At 74.2% G+C, this 15,176-nt stretch carries 16 protein-coding genes and 1 tRNA gene; 8 read left to right on the forward strand and 9 right to left on the reverse strand.

Translation table 11 applies throughout. From position 1 onward, the window contains the following. Window positions 1-405, reverse strand: a 405-nt coding sequence (locus GA0115242_RS31790) for a DUF3662 domain-containing protein (RefSeq protein WP_141721819.1), incomplete at its 3' end; no start/stop codon positions are given. 474 nt (window positions 406-879) lie between these two features. On the opposite strand from GA0115242_RS31790, the gene GA0115242_RS31795 reads away from it, so the two are divergent. Next, a tRNA-Leu gene (locus tag GA0115242_RS31795) sits at window positions 880-966 on the forward strand. Between the two features lie 269 nt (window positions 967-1,235). Here the strand turns inward: GA0115242_RS31795 and GA0115242_RS31800 are convergent. Continuing rightward, the gene (locus tag GA0115242_RS31800) at window positions 1,236-1,889 is read right to left on the reverse strand and encodes an FMN-dependent NADH-azoreductase (protein ID WP_093834662.1); all 654 of its coding nucleotides are present in this window, start codon (window positions 1,887-1,889) and stop codon (window positions 1,236-1,238) included. Between the two features lie 112 nt (window positions 1,890-2,001). Between GA0115242_RS31800 and GA0115242_RS31805 the strand changes: the two genes are divergently transcribed. The 4 genes from GA0115242_RS31805 (at window position 2,002) to GA0115242_RS31820 (ending at window position 5,382) form a co-directional block, all read left to right on the forward strand. Then, the gene (locus GA0115242_RS31805; RefSeq protein ID WP_093834664.1) at window positions 2,002-2,364 is read left to right on the forward strand and encodes a winged helix-turn-helix transcriptional regulator; all 363 of its coding nucleotides are present in this window, start codon (window positions 2,002-2,004) and stop codon (window positions 2,362-2,364) included. A gap of 195 nt (window positions 2,365-2,559) precedes the next feature. Further along, window positions 2,560-3,987 (forward strand): DUF2252 domain-containing protein, encoded by a 1,428-nt coding sequence (locus GA0115242_RS31810; protein ID WP_370672338.1) that lies wholly within the window; start codon window positions 2,560-2,562, stop codon window positions 3,985-3,987. Window positions 3,988-4,168: 181 nt separating this feature from the next. Beyond that, a complete protein-coding gene (locus GA0115242_RS31815; RefSeq protein WP_093834668.1) occupies window positions 4,169-4,996 on the forward strand; it encodes a J domain-containing protein in 828 nt (275 codons plus the stop codon). A gap of 56 nt (window positions 4,997-5,052) precedes the next feature. After that, window positions 5,053-5,382: a rhodanese-like domain-containing protein gene (locus GA0115242_RS31820; protein WP_093834670.1), complete on the forward strand. Its 330-nt coding sequence runs from the start codon at window positions 5,053-5,055 to the stop codon at window positions 5,380-5,382. A 52-nt stretch (window positions 5,383-5,434) separates the two neighbouring features. Here GA0115242_RS31820 and GA0115242_RS31825 read toward each other — a convergent pair whose 3' ends face one another. From GA0115242_RS31825 to paaA, 6 genes are all read right to left on the reverse strand, one after another. Next, the gene (locus GA0115242_RS31825) at window positions 5,435-6,571 is read right to left on the reverse strand and encodes an acyl-CoA dehydrogenase family protein (RefSeq protein ID WP_093834672.1); all 1,137 of its coding nucleotides are present in this window, start codon (window positions 6,569-6,571) and stop codon (window positions 5,435-5,437) included. A 143-nt stretch (window positions 6,572-6,714) separates the two neighbouring features. Continuing rightward, a complete protein-coding gene (locus GA0115242_RS31830) occupies window positions 6,715-7,770 on the reverse strand; it encodes a 2Fe-2S iron-sulfur cluster-binding protein (RefSeq protein WP_093834674.1) in 1,056 nt (351 codons plus the stop codon). After that, entirely contained in the window at window positions 7,770-8,297 is a 528-nt protein-coding gene (gene paaD / locus GA0115242_RS31835; RefSeq protein WP_093834676.1) for a 1,2-phenylacetyl-CoA epoxidase subunit PaaD, read from the reverse strand. Before paaD ends, GA0115242_RS31830 begins: the two co-directional genes overlap by 1 nt. Next, window positions 8,291-9,010 (reverse strand): 1,2-phenylacetyl-CoA epoxidase subunit PaaC, encoded by a 720-nt coding sequence (paaC, locus tag GA0115242_RS31840; protein ID WP_093834678.1) that lies wholly within the window; start codon window positions 9,008-9,010, stop codon window positions 8,291-8,293. Before paaC ends, paaD begins: the two co-directional genes overlap by 7 nt. Beyond that, a complete protein-coding gene (gene paaB, locus GA0115242_RS31845; protein ID WP_093834680.1) occupies window positions 9,007-9,294 on the reverse strand; it encodes a 1,2-phenylacetyl-CoA epoxidase subunit PaaB in 288 nt (95 codons plus the stop codon). Before paaB ends, paaC begins: the two co-directional genes overlap by 4 nt. Next, window positions 9,291-10,283 carry a 1,2-phenylacetyl-CoA epoxidase subunit PaaA gene (gene paaA / locus GA0115242_RS31850; RefSeq protein ID WP_093834682.1) on the reverse strand — a complete coding sequence of 331 codons (993 nt, stop codon included), beginning with the start codon at window positions 10,281-10,283 and terminating at the stop codon, window positions 9,291-9,293. Before paaA ends, paaB begins: the two co-directional genes overlap by 4 nt. A gap of 222 nt (window positions 10,284-10,505) precedes the next feature. Here paaA and GA0115242_RS31855 point away from each other — a divergent pair, with 222 nt between their 5' ends. From GA0115242_RS31855 to GA0115242_RS31865, 3 genes are read left to right on the forward strand one after another with little or no spacing between them, the layout of a single operon-like run. Then, window positions 10,506-11,483: a DUF5819 family protein gene (locus tag GA0115242_RS31855; RefSeq protein ID WP_237549421.1), complete on the forward strand. Its 978-nt coding sequence runs from the start codon at window positions 10,506-10,508 to the stop codon at window positions 11,481-11,483. Next, window positions 11,480-12,697, forward strand: a complete 1,218-nt coding sequence (locus GA0115242_RS31860) for an HTTM domain-containing protein (protein ID WP_093834684.1) — start codon at window positions 11,480-11,482, stop codon at window positions 12,695-12,697. The genes GA0115242_RS31855 and GA0115242_RS31860 overlap by 4 nt, the downstream gene beginning before the upstream one ends. Window positions 12,698-12,707: 10 nt before the next feature. Continuing rightward, window positions 12,708-13,448, forward strand: a complete 741-nt coding sequence (locus GA0115242_RS31865) for a TrmH family RNA methyltransferase (RefSeq protein ID WP_093834686.1) — start codon at window positions 12,708-12,710, stop codon at window positions 13,446-13,448. Window positions 13,449-13,483: 35 nt separating this feature from the next. On the opposite strand, the gene paaN is transcribed toward GA0115242_RS31865, so the two are convergent. Next, window positions 13,484-15,175 (reverse strand): phenylacetic acid degradation protein PaaN, encoded by a 1,692-nt coding sequence (gene paaN / locus GA0115242_RS31870; protein ID WP_093834688.1) that lies wholly within the window; start codon window positions 15,173-15,175, stop codon window positions 13,484-13,486. Window position 15,176 lies beyond the last annotated feature (1 nt).

The raw sequence follows: 15,176 nt of genomic DNA on the forward strand, positions 1-15,176 counted from the left end.
GGCGGCGGGGCCTCCGCTCTGCTGGTCGGTGGTGGAGGCGAGGGTGCGGCTGCGGACCCGGTACAGGCCGGTGTCGAGATCGTCCGCCTTCTCCAGGTTGACCTTGATCGGTCCCATGAAGGTGTAGCGCTGCTGCTTCGCGTAGTCCCTGACCATGCCGGCCAGTTCGTCGCTCAGCTGGCCCGAGTACGGGCTGAGCCGCTCGAAGTCGGGCGTGCTCAGTTCGACGATGAAGTCGTTGGGGACGACGATCCGGTCACGGTTCCAGATGGTCGCGTTGTTGTCGCACTCGCGCTGGAGCGCTCCCGCGATCTCCACGGGCTGGACCTCGGACTTGAAGACTTTGGCGAAGGTGCCGTTGACCAAGCCTTCGAGACGCTGCTCGAACTTCTTCAGGACTCCCATGGGGCACCTCCTCCATAGCTGCTGCCGTACTGGTTCTGCCCGCTCCGCGGGCGCCGCACTGCTTGATACTGCTTACTGATCGTATCCACGCGCCGGTTAATCGGCTGGTTCCCCCTGTCGGCCCCGTCGTGCTCCCGCGCACTCTTCTCCCGCTTCTTCTGCCCAGGATCGTAGAGGTGGCCGCAGACCAGTGTCCCGCACCGGACTGCGCGCCCGGACCTGCTCCCCGGGAGACGGCCGGTTCCGGTACGAGGTTGATACGTGAACGGATACGTGTCCGTTCCGTGTCCACCCATGGATACGGGCCGGACGGCCCCCCGCGTTCGACGCCCGCGCGGACCCGTGCGCGGGGCCCGTCCTGCCGCCGCTCGCCCGCCGTGGAGCGAGGTGAATCCACCCCTGTCAGCGTGCTAATGTTCTGCGTGTCGGAAGGCGCCGCACCGCAAGGCACGGAGGCCCGAAGACACACCCAATGCGCGGGTGGCGGAATAGGCAGACGCGCTGGATTCAGGTTCCAGTGCCCGAAAGGGCGTGGGGGTTCAACTCCCCCCTCGCGCACCAGTCGAAAGCCCCCCGGTCTCAGGACCGGGGGGCTTCCGCGTTCTCCGGACGGGGTCCGGCGCCGTGGCGCCGGACCCCGTCCGCGTGTGATTTTCCTGCGGTGTGAGGTCTCTCACTGAGCCGCTCACCGAGGCTCACCGAGGCTCGTCGCGGCCCGCCGGGGTGCTCACCGCGTTCTCACCGGCGTCTCACCGGTGGTTCCCGCCGAGAGGCCCCGGCGGCGCGCTGTCGCCGTCCGGGTGCCGCGGCCGGCCCGTGCGGGACGGTGGTCAGGCCGCCGCGCGGTCCGCGAGGGACTTGGCCTTCGTGGCGGCGTCCGCCAGGGCGCGCTCCCGGGACGCCTCGTAGAGCGGGACGAGGTCCGCCATCGCCGGGTTGTGCGGGGCCATGGTCAGCTCCGGGACGATGAACTCCAGGTCGGCGCCGAGCGCGTCGGCGAAGACCGCGCGCAGGTAGTTCTGGACGTACTCGAAGCCCTCGCGCGGGGTGCCCGGCGCGTAGGAGCCGCCCCGGCTGGCGACCACGGTGACCGGCGTCCCCTTGATCAGCGAGTCCTCGGTGCCCGCGGTGCGGCCCATCAGGATCACGTTGTCCAGCCAGGCCTTCAGGGTCGACGGGATCGAGAAGTTGTACATCGGGGCGCCGATCAGGACGGCGTCCGCGTTCTCCAGCTCCTCGATCAGCCGCAGCCGCTCGGCGAAGGCCGCGGCCTGGCCCGGGGTGTGCGTGGCGGGGTCGGCGAAACCGGCGGTGTGCGCGTCGGCGGTGAGGTGCGCCACCGGGTGCGCGGACAGGTCGCGGTGGATCACCGTGCCCTCGGGGTGCTGTTCCTGCCACGCCGTGCGGAAGGCGTCGGTGACGTCGCGGGACGCGGAGGCGCCGGCCGGGAAGACGGAGGAGTCGATGTGCAGGAGCGTCGGCATGGGGGTCTCCAGGGAGTGGGGATGGCCGTGCTGATAATTCGTACTCGACTATGGATAACACAGTCACTTACTTTTTTCATCCCCGTACGGGCCGGGCAGTACCCTGGACGCCATGACGGTCGAGGAGAGGCACGACCCCGGGGCGTGCAAGCGGGTCGACGCCGGGATCACCCGTGTCTTCCAGCTCCTGGGGAAGCGCTGGACCGGCCCGATCGTGGCCGTGCTGACCGGCGGGCCCGCGTACTTCGTCGATCTGCGCCGGGCGGTGCCCGGGATCAGCGAGCGGATGCTCTCCGACCGGCTCACCGAGCTGGGCGCCGCCGGGCTGCTGGTGCGGCAGGTGGACGAGGGGCCGCCGCTGCGGGTCTCCTACCGGCTCACCGAGGCGGGCGAGGCCCTCGGGCCCGCGCTGCGCGAGCTGGGCGAGTGGGCGCGGCTCCACCTCCCGGAGGAGCCGGGCCGCCCGGTCTGCTGAGTTGTCCACAGGGCGGGGACGAGGTTGTCCACAGGGTCTGACGCGTGGTCGCCACCGGCGGTACCGTCGGCACGAGTTGATGTTCGTGCGGGGCGTACGGGTACGGGGGAGGCGGTCGTCGTGACCGGAGCAGTCGTGGAGTCCGGGGGCGGGTCCACCGGGGTGGCCGGGGCGGTCGGGGGCGCGCCGACCGGGGTGGCCGGGAGCGATGGCGCCGGGGGCTTCGGCGTGACGGGCGTGCGGCGGATCCCGCGGGTGCGGGGGCTCGCCGGGTTCCCCGCCCCCGCCTCGCCCAAGCGCGAGGGGAAGGCGCTGCGCGCGGTGCTGCCGAGGTCCGCGCACGCCGCGCTCGACCTCGACGACGGGCGTCCGGACGCGGTCACCGCCGTCGAGGAGTCCAACCAGGGCCGGATACCCGCGCTCACGCCGATCCGGGCGGGCCGGATGGCGGCCACCCCCTTCGCCTTCCTGCGCGGCTCGGCCGGGCTCATGGCCCACGACCTGGCCCGCACCCCGACCACCCGGATCCGCGCCCAGCTCTGCGGTGACGCCCACGCGGCCAACTTCGGCCTCTACGGCGACGCCCGCGGCGGTCTCGTGATCGACCTGAACGACTTCGACGAGACCGTCGACGGCCCCTGGGAGTGGGACCTCAAGCGGCTTGCCGCCTCCCTGGTGCTGGCGGGCCGCGAGGCCGGTGCCGACGAGGACCGGTGCCGGGCCGCCGCGGGGGACGCGGCCGGGGCCTACCGGCGCACCATGCGGCTGCTGGCCAGGCTTCCGGCGCTGGACGCGTGGAACGCCGTCGCGGACGAGGAACTGGTCTCGCACGCCGACGCCCACGACCTGCTCGGCACCCTGGAGCGGGTCTCCGAGAAGGCGCGGGCCAACACCAGCGGCCGGTTCGCGGCGAAGTCGACCGAGCCGACCGGGGACGGTGGACGGCGCTTCGTCGACGCCCTCCCGGTGCTGCGGCGGGTGCCGGACGCGGAGGCCGCCTCGGTCACCGCGTCGCTCGCGTCCTACCTGGGCACGCTCTCCGAGGACCGGCTGCCGCTGCTGGCCCGGCACGCGGTGCACGACGTGGCGTTCCGGGTCGTCGGTACCGGGAGCGTCGGGACCCGCTCCTACGTGGTGCTGCTCCTCGACCACCGGGGCGAGCCGCTGGTCCTCCAGGTGAAGGAGGCCCGCCCCTCGACGCTGATCCCGCACCTGGCGACGGCGGGGTTCGAGACGCCTCCCGTCGCGCACGAGGGGCGCCGGGTGGTCCTCGGGCAGAAGCGGATGCAGGTCGTCAGCGACATCCTGCTGGGCTGGACGACGGTCGACGGACGGCCTTACCAGGTACGGCAGTTCCGCAACCGCAAGGGCAGCGTCGACCCCGCCGCGCTGCCCGCCGACCAGATCGACGACTACGCGCGGATGACCGGCGCCCTGCTGGCCCGCGCCCACGCGCACACCGCCGACCCGCGCCTGATCGCCGGGTACTGCGGCAAGAACGAGGAACTGGACGAGGCGCTGGCCGACTTCGCCGTCGCCTACGCCGAGCGCACCGAGGCCGACCACGCCGCCTTCGTCACGGCGGTCCGCTCGGGCCGGGTCGCGGCCGAGATGGGGGTGTGAGCGGGCCGGGGGGTCCTGATCCGGCCGGGGTGCCGGGCGGGCGGGACGGTGGCGGGCGGCTGTGACGCGTTCTGGGGGCCCGGGAGGGGCGCCGGGTGCTCGGGGGGCCGCCGAGGGCCGTGGGGCGCCCTGCGGGGCCGCTGGTGGACCTGGTGGCCCGGCGGTGGCCTAGGCTGGGCGGGTGACGAGCTCCGGATCTGATGGCGAGGCGCAGGTGGCGGCCGACGGCGGTGCGACGCGGCCCGAGGAGCGGCTGGAACGCGCCGTGCGGGCCGCCGAACAGGCGCTGATCGAGTACGAGATCGCGGTGGAGACGTTCCGCGTCGAGGTGGAGAACTTCTCCCGCCTGCACCACCAGAAGCTCGGCCCCATGTACACCCGCCTCGACGAGCTGGACGCCCGGATCGCCGAGGTCACCGCCGACCGCACCGGCGACCCGGAGGACCGGCGCAAGGCGGACGAGGCGCGGGCCCGGGTCATGCCCATGCCGGGCGTCGAGGAGCTGTTCAACGGCTGGATGGACGGCGACGGCCTGTTCCCCGAGGCCGTCGCGATGCTCACCGACCAGCCGGTGCGGCCCCCGCAGCGGGTCCGCCCCAGCGACGAGGCGCGCAAGCTCTACCGCGAACTGGCCCGCAGGGCCCACCCCGACCTGGCGCCCGACGAGGGCGAACGGCAGCGGCGCGAGGAGTTCATCACGCGGGTCAACGCGGCCTACGCGCGCGGTGACGAGGCGGCGCTGCGCGAGCTGTCCGAGGAGTGGGCCGCGGGTCCCGCGCCCGCCGAGCGCGGCCCCAGCCACAGCGAGGAGCTGTACGCCCGTCTCGAATGGCTGTCCCAGCGCAAGGAGCTGCTCACGCTGGTCGCCAAGGAGATGGAGGAGAGCGCGATCGGCTCGATGCTGCGGCTCGCCCCCGACGACCCCGACCGGCTCCTGGAGGAGATCGCCGAGCAGCTCCTCGCGCAGGTCGCCGCCCGCGAGGAGGAGCTGGCCGCGCTGCTCGGGTAGGCGGCCGGGGCGCGACCCGGGTCGGGTAGCGTCGGGGCATGCAATTCGGAGCTGGTGTGCCCACGGTCGAGGTCGCTGACCTCAAGGACGGCGACTTCCTGCTGGACGTCCGCGAGAACGACGAGTGGCAGGCGGGCCACGCCGAAGGGGCCCTGCACATCCCCCTCAGCGAGTTCGTGGCCCGCTTCGGCGAGCTGACCGAGGCCGCCCCGCAGGACGGCCGGGTCAACGTCGTCTGCCGCTCCGGCGGCCGCTCCGCCCAGGTCACCATGTACCTGGCGCAGCAGGGGATCGACGCCGCGAACGTCGATGGCGGGATGCAGGTGTGGGCGGCCGCGGGCAGGCCCGTCGTGACCGACACCGGCGAGGCCGGCTTCGTCCTCTAGGACATGACCCGGGCCGGTCCGCGCGGTCCCGCCCGGGTCGGTGCGCGGGCCGTCAGCCCAGGGAGTGGGCGGCCAGCAGGTCGCCGAGGGCCTCCTCGTGCGCGGCGGCCGGGCCGAGCGACAGCTCCAGGTGCTTGGCCCACGCGTGGTAGCGGTGCAGCGGGTACTCCACGTCGGCGCCGAACCCGCCGTGCAGGTGCTGCGCCGTCTGCACCACCCGGCGGACCCCCTCGGAGGCCCAGATCTTCGCCACCGCCACGTCACCGGCGGCCGGCAGCGCGCCCGGCGCCCCGGAGGCGATCCGCCAGGCGGCCTGCCAGAGCGTGACCTCCATCGCGCGCAGGTCGATGTACCGGTCGGCGGCCTGCATCGCGACGGCCTGGAAGGTGGCGACCGGGAACCCGAACTGCTCGCGCCTGCTCGTGTATTCGCCGCTCATCCGCAGCACCCGTTCCCCGAGGCCGAGCGCCAGTGCGCAGGTCCCCGTGGTCAGCAGGTCCCGCAGCCCCTCCCAGGCGCCGTCCGCGTCGATGACGGACGCGGCGGGGACGCGCGCCGACTCCAGCCGCAGCTCGCCGAGCCGTTCGCCGGTGGTGGAGATCTGCTCGGCGAGGCCGGCCCCGTCCAGTCCCCGCGGGACGACCGCGAGCAGGGTGCGGTCGCCGCCCGCGGTGCGGGCCGGGACGACGATGTGGTCGGCGTTGTGCGCCCACGGCACCGCCGTCTGGACGCCGTCGAGCACGCAGGTGTCGCCGTCCTGCCGGGCGGTCACGGCGAGTCCGGCCGGGTCGTGTCCGGTGCGGCCGCTCGCGGCGACGGTCAGCACCAGCTCGCCCCGGCCCGCGGGGGCCAGCAGCGCCGACCTCAACTCCGTCGTGCCGTGGGCCTGTACGGTCGCCGCCGCCGCGCTGTGCTCCAGGAGCGGGACCCGGGCCAGGACCGCCGCGGACTCGCGCAGCACCAGGCAGAGCGCGACGGCGTCCAGGCCCGCGCCGCCCTCGGCCGGGTCGAGCAGCAGGCTCAGCAGGTCCGCCTCGGCGAGCCTGGCCCACAGGGCGCGGTCGAAGTCGTCGGCGACGGCGCCCACGACCATCGAGGGGCTGGGCACCGCGTCGGGGGCGACGCCGGAGAAGACGCCCCGCGCCGCCTCGGCCGCCGCCTGCTGCTCCTCGCTGAAGGTGAAGTCCACGGTCCTGTCCTCCCGGCGGCTGCGCTGATCTGACGGAGCGTCAAGATAGAACAGGTTCTAGAAGAAGGGAACGGGTGGTCGGCTCCTCCCCGGCCGGCGGGTGCCCTCCCGGCCGCTGGGCGACCGCGGGCGGCCGTGCCCGGTCAGCGGTCGAAGTCGACCTCCACCTCCTCCGTCACCGCGTGGGACTGGCAGGCCAGGACGTAGCCCGCCGCCGTCTCCTCCGGTTCCAGGGCGAAGTTGCGGTCCATGCGGACCTCGCCGGAGACCAGGAAGGCGCGGCAGGTGCCGCAGACCCCGCCCTTGCAGGCGTAGGGGGCGTCCGCGCGGTTGCGCAGGACCGTCTCCAGCACGGACTCGCCGTCCCGGACCGGCCAGGTCCCGGCGCGGCCGTCGAGGCGGGCGGTCACCGTGCTGTGGGCGGGCGCGGGGGCGGCGGGCGCCGGGGCGACCGTGTCCACGTGGAAGATCTCCTCGTGGACCAGGGCGCGCGGGACGCCGATCTCGCGCAGCGCCCGCTCGGCGCCCTCGACCAGGCCGAGGGGGCCGCACAGGAACCAGCCCGCCACCCGCTCCACCGGCAGCAGCGCGGGCAGCAGCCCGGTCAGCCGCTCGCGGTCGAGCCGCCCGGACGGCAGGCCCGCCTGCTGCTCCTCCCGGGAGAGCACCGTGACGAGCTGGAACCGGCGCGGGTAGCGGTCCTTGAGGTCGGCGACCTCCTCCAGGAACATCGTGGACGCCGTGGTGCGGTCGCTGCGGACCAGGCAGAACCGGGCCCCGGGCTCGCGCGCCAGCAGCGTCGAGACGATGGACAGCACCGGGGTGATGCCGCTGCCGCCGACGATCGCCGCGTACAGGCCCGGCGCCGGGTCCAGGGTGAAGCGGCCGGCCGGGGTCATCACCTCCAGCTCGTCCCCCTCGGCGATCTCCTTGAGCGCGTGGGTGGAGAACGCCCCGCCCTCCACCAGCCGCACCCCGATCCGCAGGGTGGCCGGGCCGCCGGTGGCGGGGGCCGCCGAGCAGATCGAGTAGGTGCGCCGGACCTCGGCGCCGTCGAGCGTGCGCCGGACGGCGAGGTGCTGGCCGGGCGCGTGCCGGTAGCGCTCGCGCAGCTCCTCGGGGACGGCGAGGGTGAGCGCGACGGAGTCGTCGGTGAGCCGGTCGACCGCCGCCACCCGGAGCGCGTGGAAGCGGGCCATCACAACTCCTTGAAGTGGTCGAAGGGTTCACGGCAGGCGAGGCAGCGGCGCAGCGCCTTGCAGGCGGTCGAGGAGAACCGGCTGAGCAGTTCGGTCTCGGCGGAGCCGCAGTGCGGGCAGTGCACCGGCTCCGGGGGCGTGGTGAGGGTGCGGGTGGCGCCCAGCGTGACGGGGACCGGACCCGGCCCCCGGTGGACGCGGGGCGGCGCGATGCCGAACTCCCGCAGTTTGCGGCGGCCTTCGTCGGTGATGTCGTCGGTCGACCAGGCGGGCGCGAGCACCGTGCGCACGGTGACCTCGGCCACCCCGTGCGCGTGCAGCAGCCGTTCGATGTCGGCGGACATCGCCTCGATCGCCGGGCAGCCGGTGTAGGTGGGGGTCAGGTCGACCTCGGCGGTGCCGGCGGAGCGCAGCCGCACCGCGCGCACCACGCCCAGCTCGGCGAGGGTGAGCACGGGCAGTTCGGGGTCGGGCACCGAACCGGCGAGCGCGAGCAGTTCCGCCTCCAGGACGGTGGCCGTCACCATGACGCGCCCGGGTGGCTGCGGTGCAGGTGCTGCATCTCGGCGAGCATCCGCCCGAAGGACTCGGTGTGCAGGCCCTGGCGCCCGGCCCCGGCCGCCCAGCCGCCGGAGTCCGGCCCCTCCGGGAGCGTGAGCGTGGCCCGGCGCAGCACCGTGTCCACCGACTCGCGCCAGGCCGTGCGCAGCGCGTCGGTGTCCACGTCGAGGCCGGGCACCGGCTCGAACATCTCGCCGGTGAACCGCCACAGCGCCTCGCACGCGGCCCGCATCCGGGCGTGGCTGACGTCCGTGCCGTCCCCGAGGCGCAGGGTCCACTGCTCGGCGTGGTCGCGGTGGTAGGCGACCTCCTTGACGGCCTTCGCCGCGAGCCCCGCGAACTCGCCCTCCCCCGCGGCCAGTCGCTCGTACAGCAGGTGCTGGTAGGTGGAGAAGTACAGCTGGCGGGCGATGGTGTGGGCGAAGTCGCCGTTGGGCTGCTCGACCAGCTGGAGGTTGGTGAAGGCGCGCTCCTCGCGCAGGTACGCCAGCTCGTCCTCGTCGCCCGCCGACGACAGCAGGACGCGGGCCTGGCCCAGCAGGTCGAGGGCGATGTTGGCGAGGGCGACCTCCTCCTCCAGCACGGGCGCGTGGCCCGCCCACTCGCCCAGGCGGTGCGAGAGGACCAGGGCGTCGTCCCCGAGGGCGAGGGCGGCCGTCGTCGCGGTGGTGGCGCTCACAGGTGCTTCACCCCGTCCGGGATCTCGTAGAAGGTCGGGTGCCGGTAGGGCTTGTCGGCGGACGGCTCGAAGAACGGGTCCTTCTCGTCCGGCGAGGAGGCGGTGACGGCGGCCGAGGGGACGACCCAGATCGAGACGCCTTCGCCGCGCCGGGTGTACAGGTCGCGCGCGTTGCGCAGGGCGAACTCGGCGTCGGGCGCGTGCAGGCTCCCGGCGTGGGTGTGCGCGAGGCCGCGGCGCGAGCGCACGAAGACCTCCCACAGGGGCCAGTCGGTGTCCGTCATGCCCGCTCTCCTTCTGCCCGGCCGGTCCGCTTGGCCGCGTACGCGGCGGCCGCCTCCCGCACCCAGGCGCCGTCCTCGTGGGCCCGCCTGCGCTGGCTGAGCCGCTGTTCGTTGCAGGGTCCGTTGCCCTTGAGGACCGCGCGGAACTCCGCCCAGTCGATCGGGCCGAAGTCGTGCCGCTGCCGCTCCTCGTTCCACCGCAGCTCCGGGTCGGGCAGGGTGAGGCCGAGCGACGCGGCCTGCGGGACGCAGATGTCGACGAAGCGCTGGCGCAGCTCGTCGTTGGAGTGGCGCTTGATCTTCCACGTCATGGACTGCGCGGAGTGCGCCGACTCGTCGTCGGGCGGGCCGAACATCATCAGCGACGGCCACCACCAGCGGTCCACCGCGTCCTGCGCCATCGCGTGCTGCTCGGGGGTGCCCCGGCTGAGGGCGAGAAGCAGCTCGTAGCCCTGGCGCTGGTGGAAGGACTCCTCCTTGCAGATCCGGACCATGGCGCGGGCGTACGGGCCGTAGGAGCAGCGGCACAGCGGCACCTGGTTGGTGATCGCGGCGCCGTCCACCAGCCAGCCGATCGCGCCGACGTCGGCCCAGGTCAGCGTCGGGTAGTTGAAGATCGAGGAGTACTTCTGGCGGCCCGAGTGGAGCTTGTCGAGCAGCTCGTCGCGGCTGGTGCCGAGGGTCTCGGCGGCGCTGTACAGGTAGAGGCCGTGGCCCGCCTCGTCCTGGACCTTGGCCATCAGGATCGCCTTGCGGCGCAGGGAGGGCGCGCGGGTGATCCAGTTGGCCTCCGGCTGCATGCCGATGATCTCCGAGTGCGCGTGCTGGGCCATCTGCCGCACGAGTGTCGCGCGGTAGGCGTCCGGCATCCAGTCGCGCGGTTCGACGCGTTCCTCGGCGGCCACGGCGGCGTCGAAGGCGCGTTCGTACCCGCCGGTGGCGGTGTCCTCCCCGGCGGTGTCCGTCTGGTGCGCCGCTGCTGTCGCCATGCGGTCCCCCTCGACCTGGGCTGGGCCGGGAGCCTGCTCCCGACCGATCGTTCGGTTCGTGCGCTTCCATCGTCGGTCGAGCGCCGTAAGGTGTCAACCGCTGTGGATGACCCGGCGGTGCCCCGCGGGGCTGTGAAGCCCGGCCCGGCCTGAGTACCGTTCCCGGTGCGGGCCCGGTGGACGTGCGGCCGGACGACGGAGCGGATCGGGAGACGGGGCGGAATGGACGCGTACGACCAGGGGGCGGACCGGACGCGCGACCCCGACCCGGCGGACCCCCCGGGGCCGGGCGATCCCGCCCCCGAGCCTCCCGGGCCGGACCGCACCGGGCCCGCCGAACGTTCCGGGCCCGGGGAACCGTCCGGGCCCGCCGACCTCTCCGAGCCCGGGGGAGCTGCTGTCCCCGACGGGCCCGGGGGCCCCTCGCGTCCCACCGGCCCCGTCGACCCCGGCGCCCTCCCCGAACCCTCCGAACCACCCGCACCCTCCGAGGCGTCCGCGCCCGTCGTGGCGGTGGACCGGGGCGGGGCGGGGCCCGCCGGTGTGGCCGCGCTCTCGCCGCGGTACCAGGCGGTCGCCGCGCTCGCGCTCGCCGTCGCCGCCGTGACCGTCTGCGTCCACCTCGGGATGGTCTTCCTGCACGTCGCGCCGTCGAACACGCTGAGCAAGCAGCACAGCGGGGCGATCGACGACTGGGTGTACCCCGAGTTCGAGCAGAACTGGAAGCTCTTCGCGCCGAACCCGCTCCAGCAGAACATCGCCGTCCAGGTCAGGGCGGACGTCGGCACCGCGGACGGCGGGGTGCGCACCACCGGCTGGTACGACCTGTCCGCCGAGGACGGCCGGGCCATCGACGGCAACCCGCTGCCCAGCCACACCCAGCAGAACGAGCTGCGCCGGGCCTGGGACTTCTTCCTCTCCACGCACGATGCGAACAACCGTCCGAACGGCCAGCGCGGGGCGCTCGCCCGGACCTATCTGACGCGCATCGTGCTGCTGCGCCTGGGGCGCGAGGACGCGGCGGGCGACGGCGGCACCGTGCAGCGCGTCCAGGTGCGCTCGCGCACCACGAACGTGCCGCCGCCCCGGTGGAGCGGCGAGAAGGTCTCGGACCGGCCGACCTACCGCGTGCTGCCGTGGTGGCCGATATCGGACGCCGACCTCTCCCGTGACGCGAAGCCCGCCGGAGCCGCCCAGTGAACCGATTCGCCCCGGCGGTCTCCGCCGGTCTCGCCCGGGTCACCGGATCCGCCCTCGGCCCCTTCCAGAGCGCCGTCGTCCGCATCGGGTTCAGCGCGACCTGGCTGCTCTTCCTGCTCCGCGAGTTCCCGCACCGGCAGGAGATGTACGGCCCCGACGGCCCCTGGAGCTGGGACCTGGCCCAGCAGCTCATCGCGGGCAACCGCGCCTTCACGGCGCTGATGTGGTCGGACGGCCGGGGCTGGTTCGAGACGGTGTACGCCCTCGCCGCGGTCAGCTCGGTCCTGCTGCTGCTCGGCTGGCGCACCCGCACGATGTCCGTGCTGTTCATGGTCGGTGTGCTGTCGCTGCAGAACCGCAGCGTCTTCATGGGCGACGGCGGCGACAACGTCCTGCACCTGATGGCGATCTACCTGGTGTTCACGCGCTGCGGCCAGGTCTGGTCGCTGGACGCGCGCCGGGCCCGTCGGGCGGCCGCGGCACGCGCGCGGGGCGAGCACGTCGTCGACCGGGCGGGGCCCGCGCTGTGGTCCGTCCTCGGGTTCGCGCTGGTCGCGGTGACCGCCGGGGGCCGCCTCGACGCCGTCGACCCGACCGTTCCGACGATCCTGTACGTGGTGTGGGTGGGCGTGGCCGTGCGCTGGGCCGTGGAGCGGCGGGCGAAGGGGCACGAGCCCCGGGTGCTGCTGGACGTGGTCACCGCCGTCGCGCACAACGCCGCCCTGTTCGTGATCATGGCCGAGGCCTGTCTGATCTACGCGACGGCGGGCTGGTACAAGATCCAGGGTTCGCGCTGGCAGGACGGCACCGCCGTGCACTACCCGCTGCACCTGGACTACTTCTCCCCCTGGCCCGCCCTGGCCGACCTGCTCTCCGCCAGCGGCACCATGGTCATGCTGGTCACCTACGGGACCGTGATCGTGCAGGTCGCCTTCCCGTTCACGCTGTTCGACCGGCGGGTCAAGAACGTCCTGCTCGCGCTGATGATGGTCGAGCACGCGGTGATCGCCGTCGTCCTCGGGCTGCCGTTCTTCTCGCTCGCGATGATCGCCGCGGACGCGGTCTTCCTGCCGACGTCCTTCCTGCGCCGTCTCGGCGCGCTGGCGGCACGCGCGCGGGGCGGCCTCGCGGCCCGGGGCCCGCGCGCGGTGCTGCCCAGGCCGCGGGCGGCCGGTGACGACGCGGCGGTCGGGGCCGGGGCGGGCCGCACGTAGGCTGCACGCCATGACCGCCGCCCTGACCGCCTGGCACCGGCTCGCCCCCGGCGCCGTCCTGCTCGACGGGTTCCACGCCCTGAAACACGCCGTGCGGTTCGGGGCCGACGTGCCGGTCGCGGTCGCCACCGACCGGGCGGCCGTGCTCGCCCTCGCCGACGACCTGGCCCCCGACGTCCGCGACCCGCTCGCCGCCCTCGTCACCGAGGTGCCGGAGACGGCGTACAAGGCGCTCGTGCCGCGCCCGCACCCCACCGGCGTGGCCGCCCTCGCCGCGCGGCCCGACCGCGCCGCGCAGACGGCGGCGCTGGCCCGGCTGCCCAGGACCGCGCCGGTGGTGGTCCTCGACCAGCCGCGCAACCTCGGCAACGCGGGCGCGGTCATCCGGCTCGCCGCCGGGTTCGGGGCGACCGGCGTCGTCACCACCGGGACCCTCGACCCCTGGCACCCGACCGTCGTGCGGGCCGGGGCCGGGCTGCACTTCGCGACCGCCGTGGAGCGCCTCGAACCGGCCGACCTGCCCCCGGGTCCGGTCTTCGCGCTCGACCCGGAGGGCGAGGACCTCCGGGACGTGACGCTCCCGGACGACGCCGTCCTCGCTTTCGGCTCCGAGCGCAGCGGCCTCTCCGGCGCGGTACGCGCGCGGGCCGACCGGCTGCTGTCGCTGCCGATGCGCCCGCAGGTCTCCAGCTACAACCTGGCGACCAGCGTCGCCATGACGCTCTACCACTGGAGCGCGACGGCCCGCTGAGCGGCATGCCGCGCGGGCCGTGCGTCCGGCCGCCGTCACGCCGGGCGGCGCACCTCCACCGTCCGGAAGCGGTTGGCGACGAACGCGGCGTCCGTGAGGGCCGCGTTGGCCGCCGGGTTGCCGCCCGAGCCGTGGAAGTCGGAGAAGGCGGCCGTCTGGTTGACGTACACCCCGCCCGTGAGGTTCAGCGAGAGCTGTGCCGACTCCTCCAGGCAGACCTCCTCGACGGACCGCTCCACATCGGGGTCCGTGGTGTAGGCGCCGACCGTCATCGCGCCCTTGTCGCGGACCGTGCGGCGCAGCACCTCCACCGCGTGCGCCGCCGAGTCGACCGCGACGGCGAAGGAGACCGGGCCGAAGCACTCGCTCGCCCAGGCGGCCTCGTCGTCCGGCTTGGCGCCGTCCAGCTTCACGATCAGCGGGCTGCGCACGACCGCGCCGGGGAACTCGGGGTGGACGATCTCCCGTGAGGCGAGGGCGACCTCGCCGAGTCCGGCGGCGGCCTCCAGCCGGGCCTTCACGTCCGGGTTGACGAGGGCGCCGAGGACGCCGTTGGCGCGCGCGTCGTCCCCGAGCAGCCCGTCGACCGCGCGCGCGAGGTCGGCCACCACCTCGTCGAAGGTGCGGGTGCCGTCCTCGGTACGGATGCCGTCCCGGGGGATCAGCAGGTTCTGCGGGGTGGTGCACATCTGGCCGCTGTAGAGGGAGAGCGAGAAGGCCAGGTTCGCGAGCATCCCCCGGTAGTCGCCGGTGGACTCGACGACGACCGTGTTGACGCCCGCCTTCTCCGTGTAGACCTGCGCCTGGCGGGCGTTGGCCTCCAGCCAGTCGCCGAAGGCGGTCGAGCCCGTGTAGTCGACGATCCGGATCTCCGGGCGGGTCGCGAGGGTCTTGGCGATGCCCTCGCCGGGACGCTCGGCGGCCAGCGCCACCAGGTTCGGGTCGAAGCCCGCGTCGGCGAGCGCCTCGCGCGCGATGCGCACCGTGAGCGCGAGCGGCAGCACCGCGCGCGGGTGCGGCTTCACCAGCACCGCGTTGCCGGTGGCCAGGGAGGCGAACAGACCGGGGAATCCGTTCCAGGTGGGGAAGGTGTTGCAGCCGATGACCAGGGCGACACCGCGCGGGACGGTGGTGAACGTCTTGGTGAGGGTGAGCGGGTCGCGCTTGCCCTGCGGCTTGCTCCACTCCGCGGACCCGGGGGTGCGGACCTGCTCCGCGTACGCGTACGCCACCGCCTCCAGGCCGCGGTCCTGCGCGTGCGGGCCGCCCGCCTGGAACGCCATCATGAACGCCTGGCCGCTGGTGTGCATGACCGTGTGCGCGAACTCGTGGGTGCGGTCGCTGATCCGCTTGAGGATCTCCAGGCAGACCACCGCGCGCACTTCGGGCCCCGCGTCCCGCCAGGCGGGCTGCCCGGCGCGCATGGCGGGCAGCAGCACGTCGGGATCGGCGTGCGGGTAGGTGACGCCGAGCGCGACGCCGTACGGCGACTGCTCGGCGCCCGTCCAGTCGTCGGTGCCGGGCTGGCCGAGGTCCATGCGGGTGTCCAGGAGGGCCTCGAAGGCGGCCTTGCCCGCCGCCGCGTCCAGGCTGCCGTTCTCGCCGTAGGCCTTGGGGTGCTCGGGGTGCGGGGACCAGTACGCGCGGGTGCGGATCGCCTCGAGCGCCTGGTCCAGGGTGGGCCGGTGGACGGCGATCAGCGCGTGAGCGGACGGTTCGGCGGCCATG

This window comes from Streptomyces sp. SolWspMP-5a-2 (genome assembly GCF_900091845.1).
GTDB lineage: Bacteria > Actinomycetota > Actinomycetes > Streptomycetales > Streptomycetaceae > Streptomyces > Streptomyces doudnae.

Bases quoted from the DNA above. Each gene is read 5' to 3' on its own strand.
- GA0115242_RS31800 (WP_093834662.1), bottom strand. From the start codon at position 1,889: ATGCCGACGCTCCTGCACATCGACTCCTCCGTCTTCCCGGCCGGCGCC.
- GA0115242_RS31805 (WP_093834664.1), top strand. From the start codon at position 2,002: ATGACGGTCGAGGAGAGGCACGACCCCGGGGCGTGCAAGCGGGTCGAC.
- GA0115242_RS31830 (WP_093834674.1), bottom strand. From the start codon at position 7,770: ATGGCCCGCTTCCACGCGCTCCGGGTGGCGGCGGTCGACCGGCTCACC.
- paaD (WP_093834676.1), bottom strand. From the start codon at position 8,297: ATGGTGACGGCCACCGTCCTGGAGGCGGAACTGCTCGCGCTCGCCGGT.
- paaB (WP_093834680.1), bottom strand. From the start codon at position 9,294: ATGACGGACACCGACTGGCCCCTGTGGGAGGTCTTCGTGCGCTCGCGC.
- paaA (WP_093834682.1), bottom strand. From the start codon at position 10,283: ATGGCGACAGCAGCGGCGCACCAGACGGACACCGCCGGGGAGGACACC.
- GA0115242_RS31855 (WP_237549421.1), top strand. From the start codon at position 10,506: ATGGACGCGTACGACCAGGGGGCGGACCGGACGCGCGACCCCGACCCG.
- GA0115242_RS31865 (WP_093834686.1), top strand. From the start codon at position 12,708: ATGACCGCCGCCCTGACCGCCTGGCACCGGCTCGCCCCCGGCGCCGTC.
- paaN (WP_093834688.1), bottom strand. From the start codon at position 15,175: ATGGCCGCCGAACCGTCCGCTCACGCGCTGATCGCCGTCCACCGGCCC.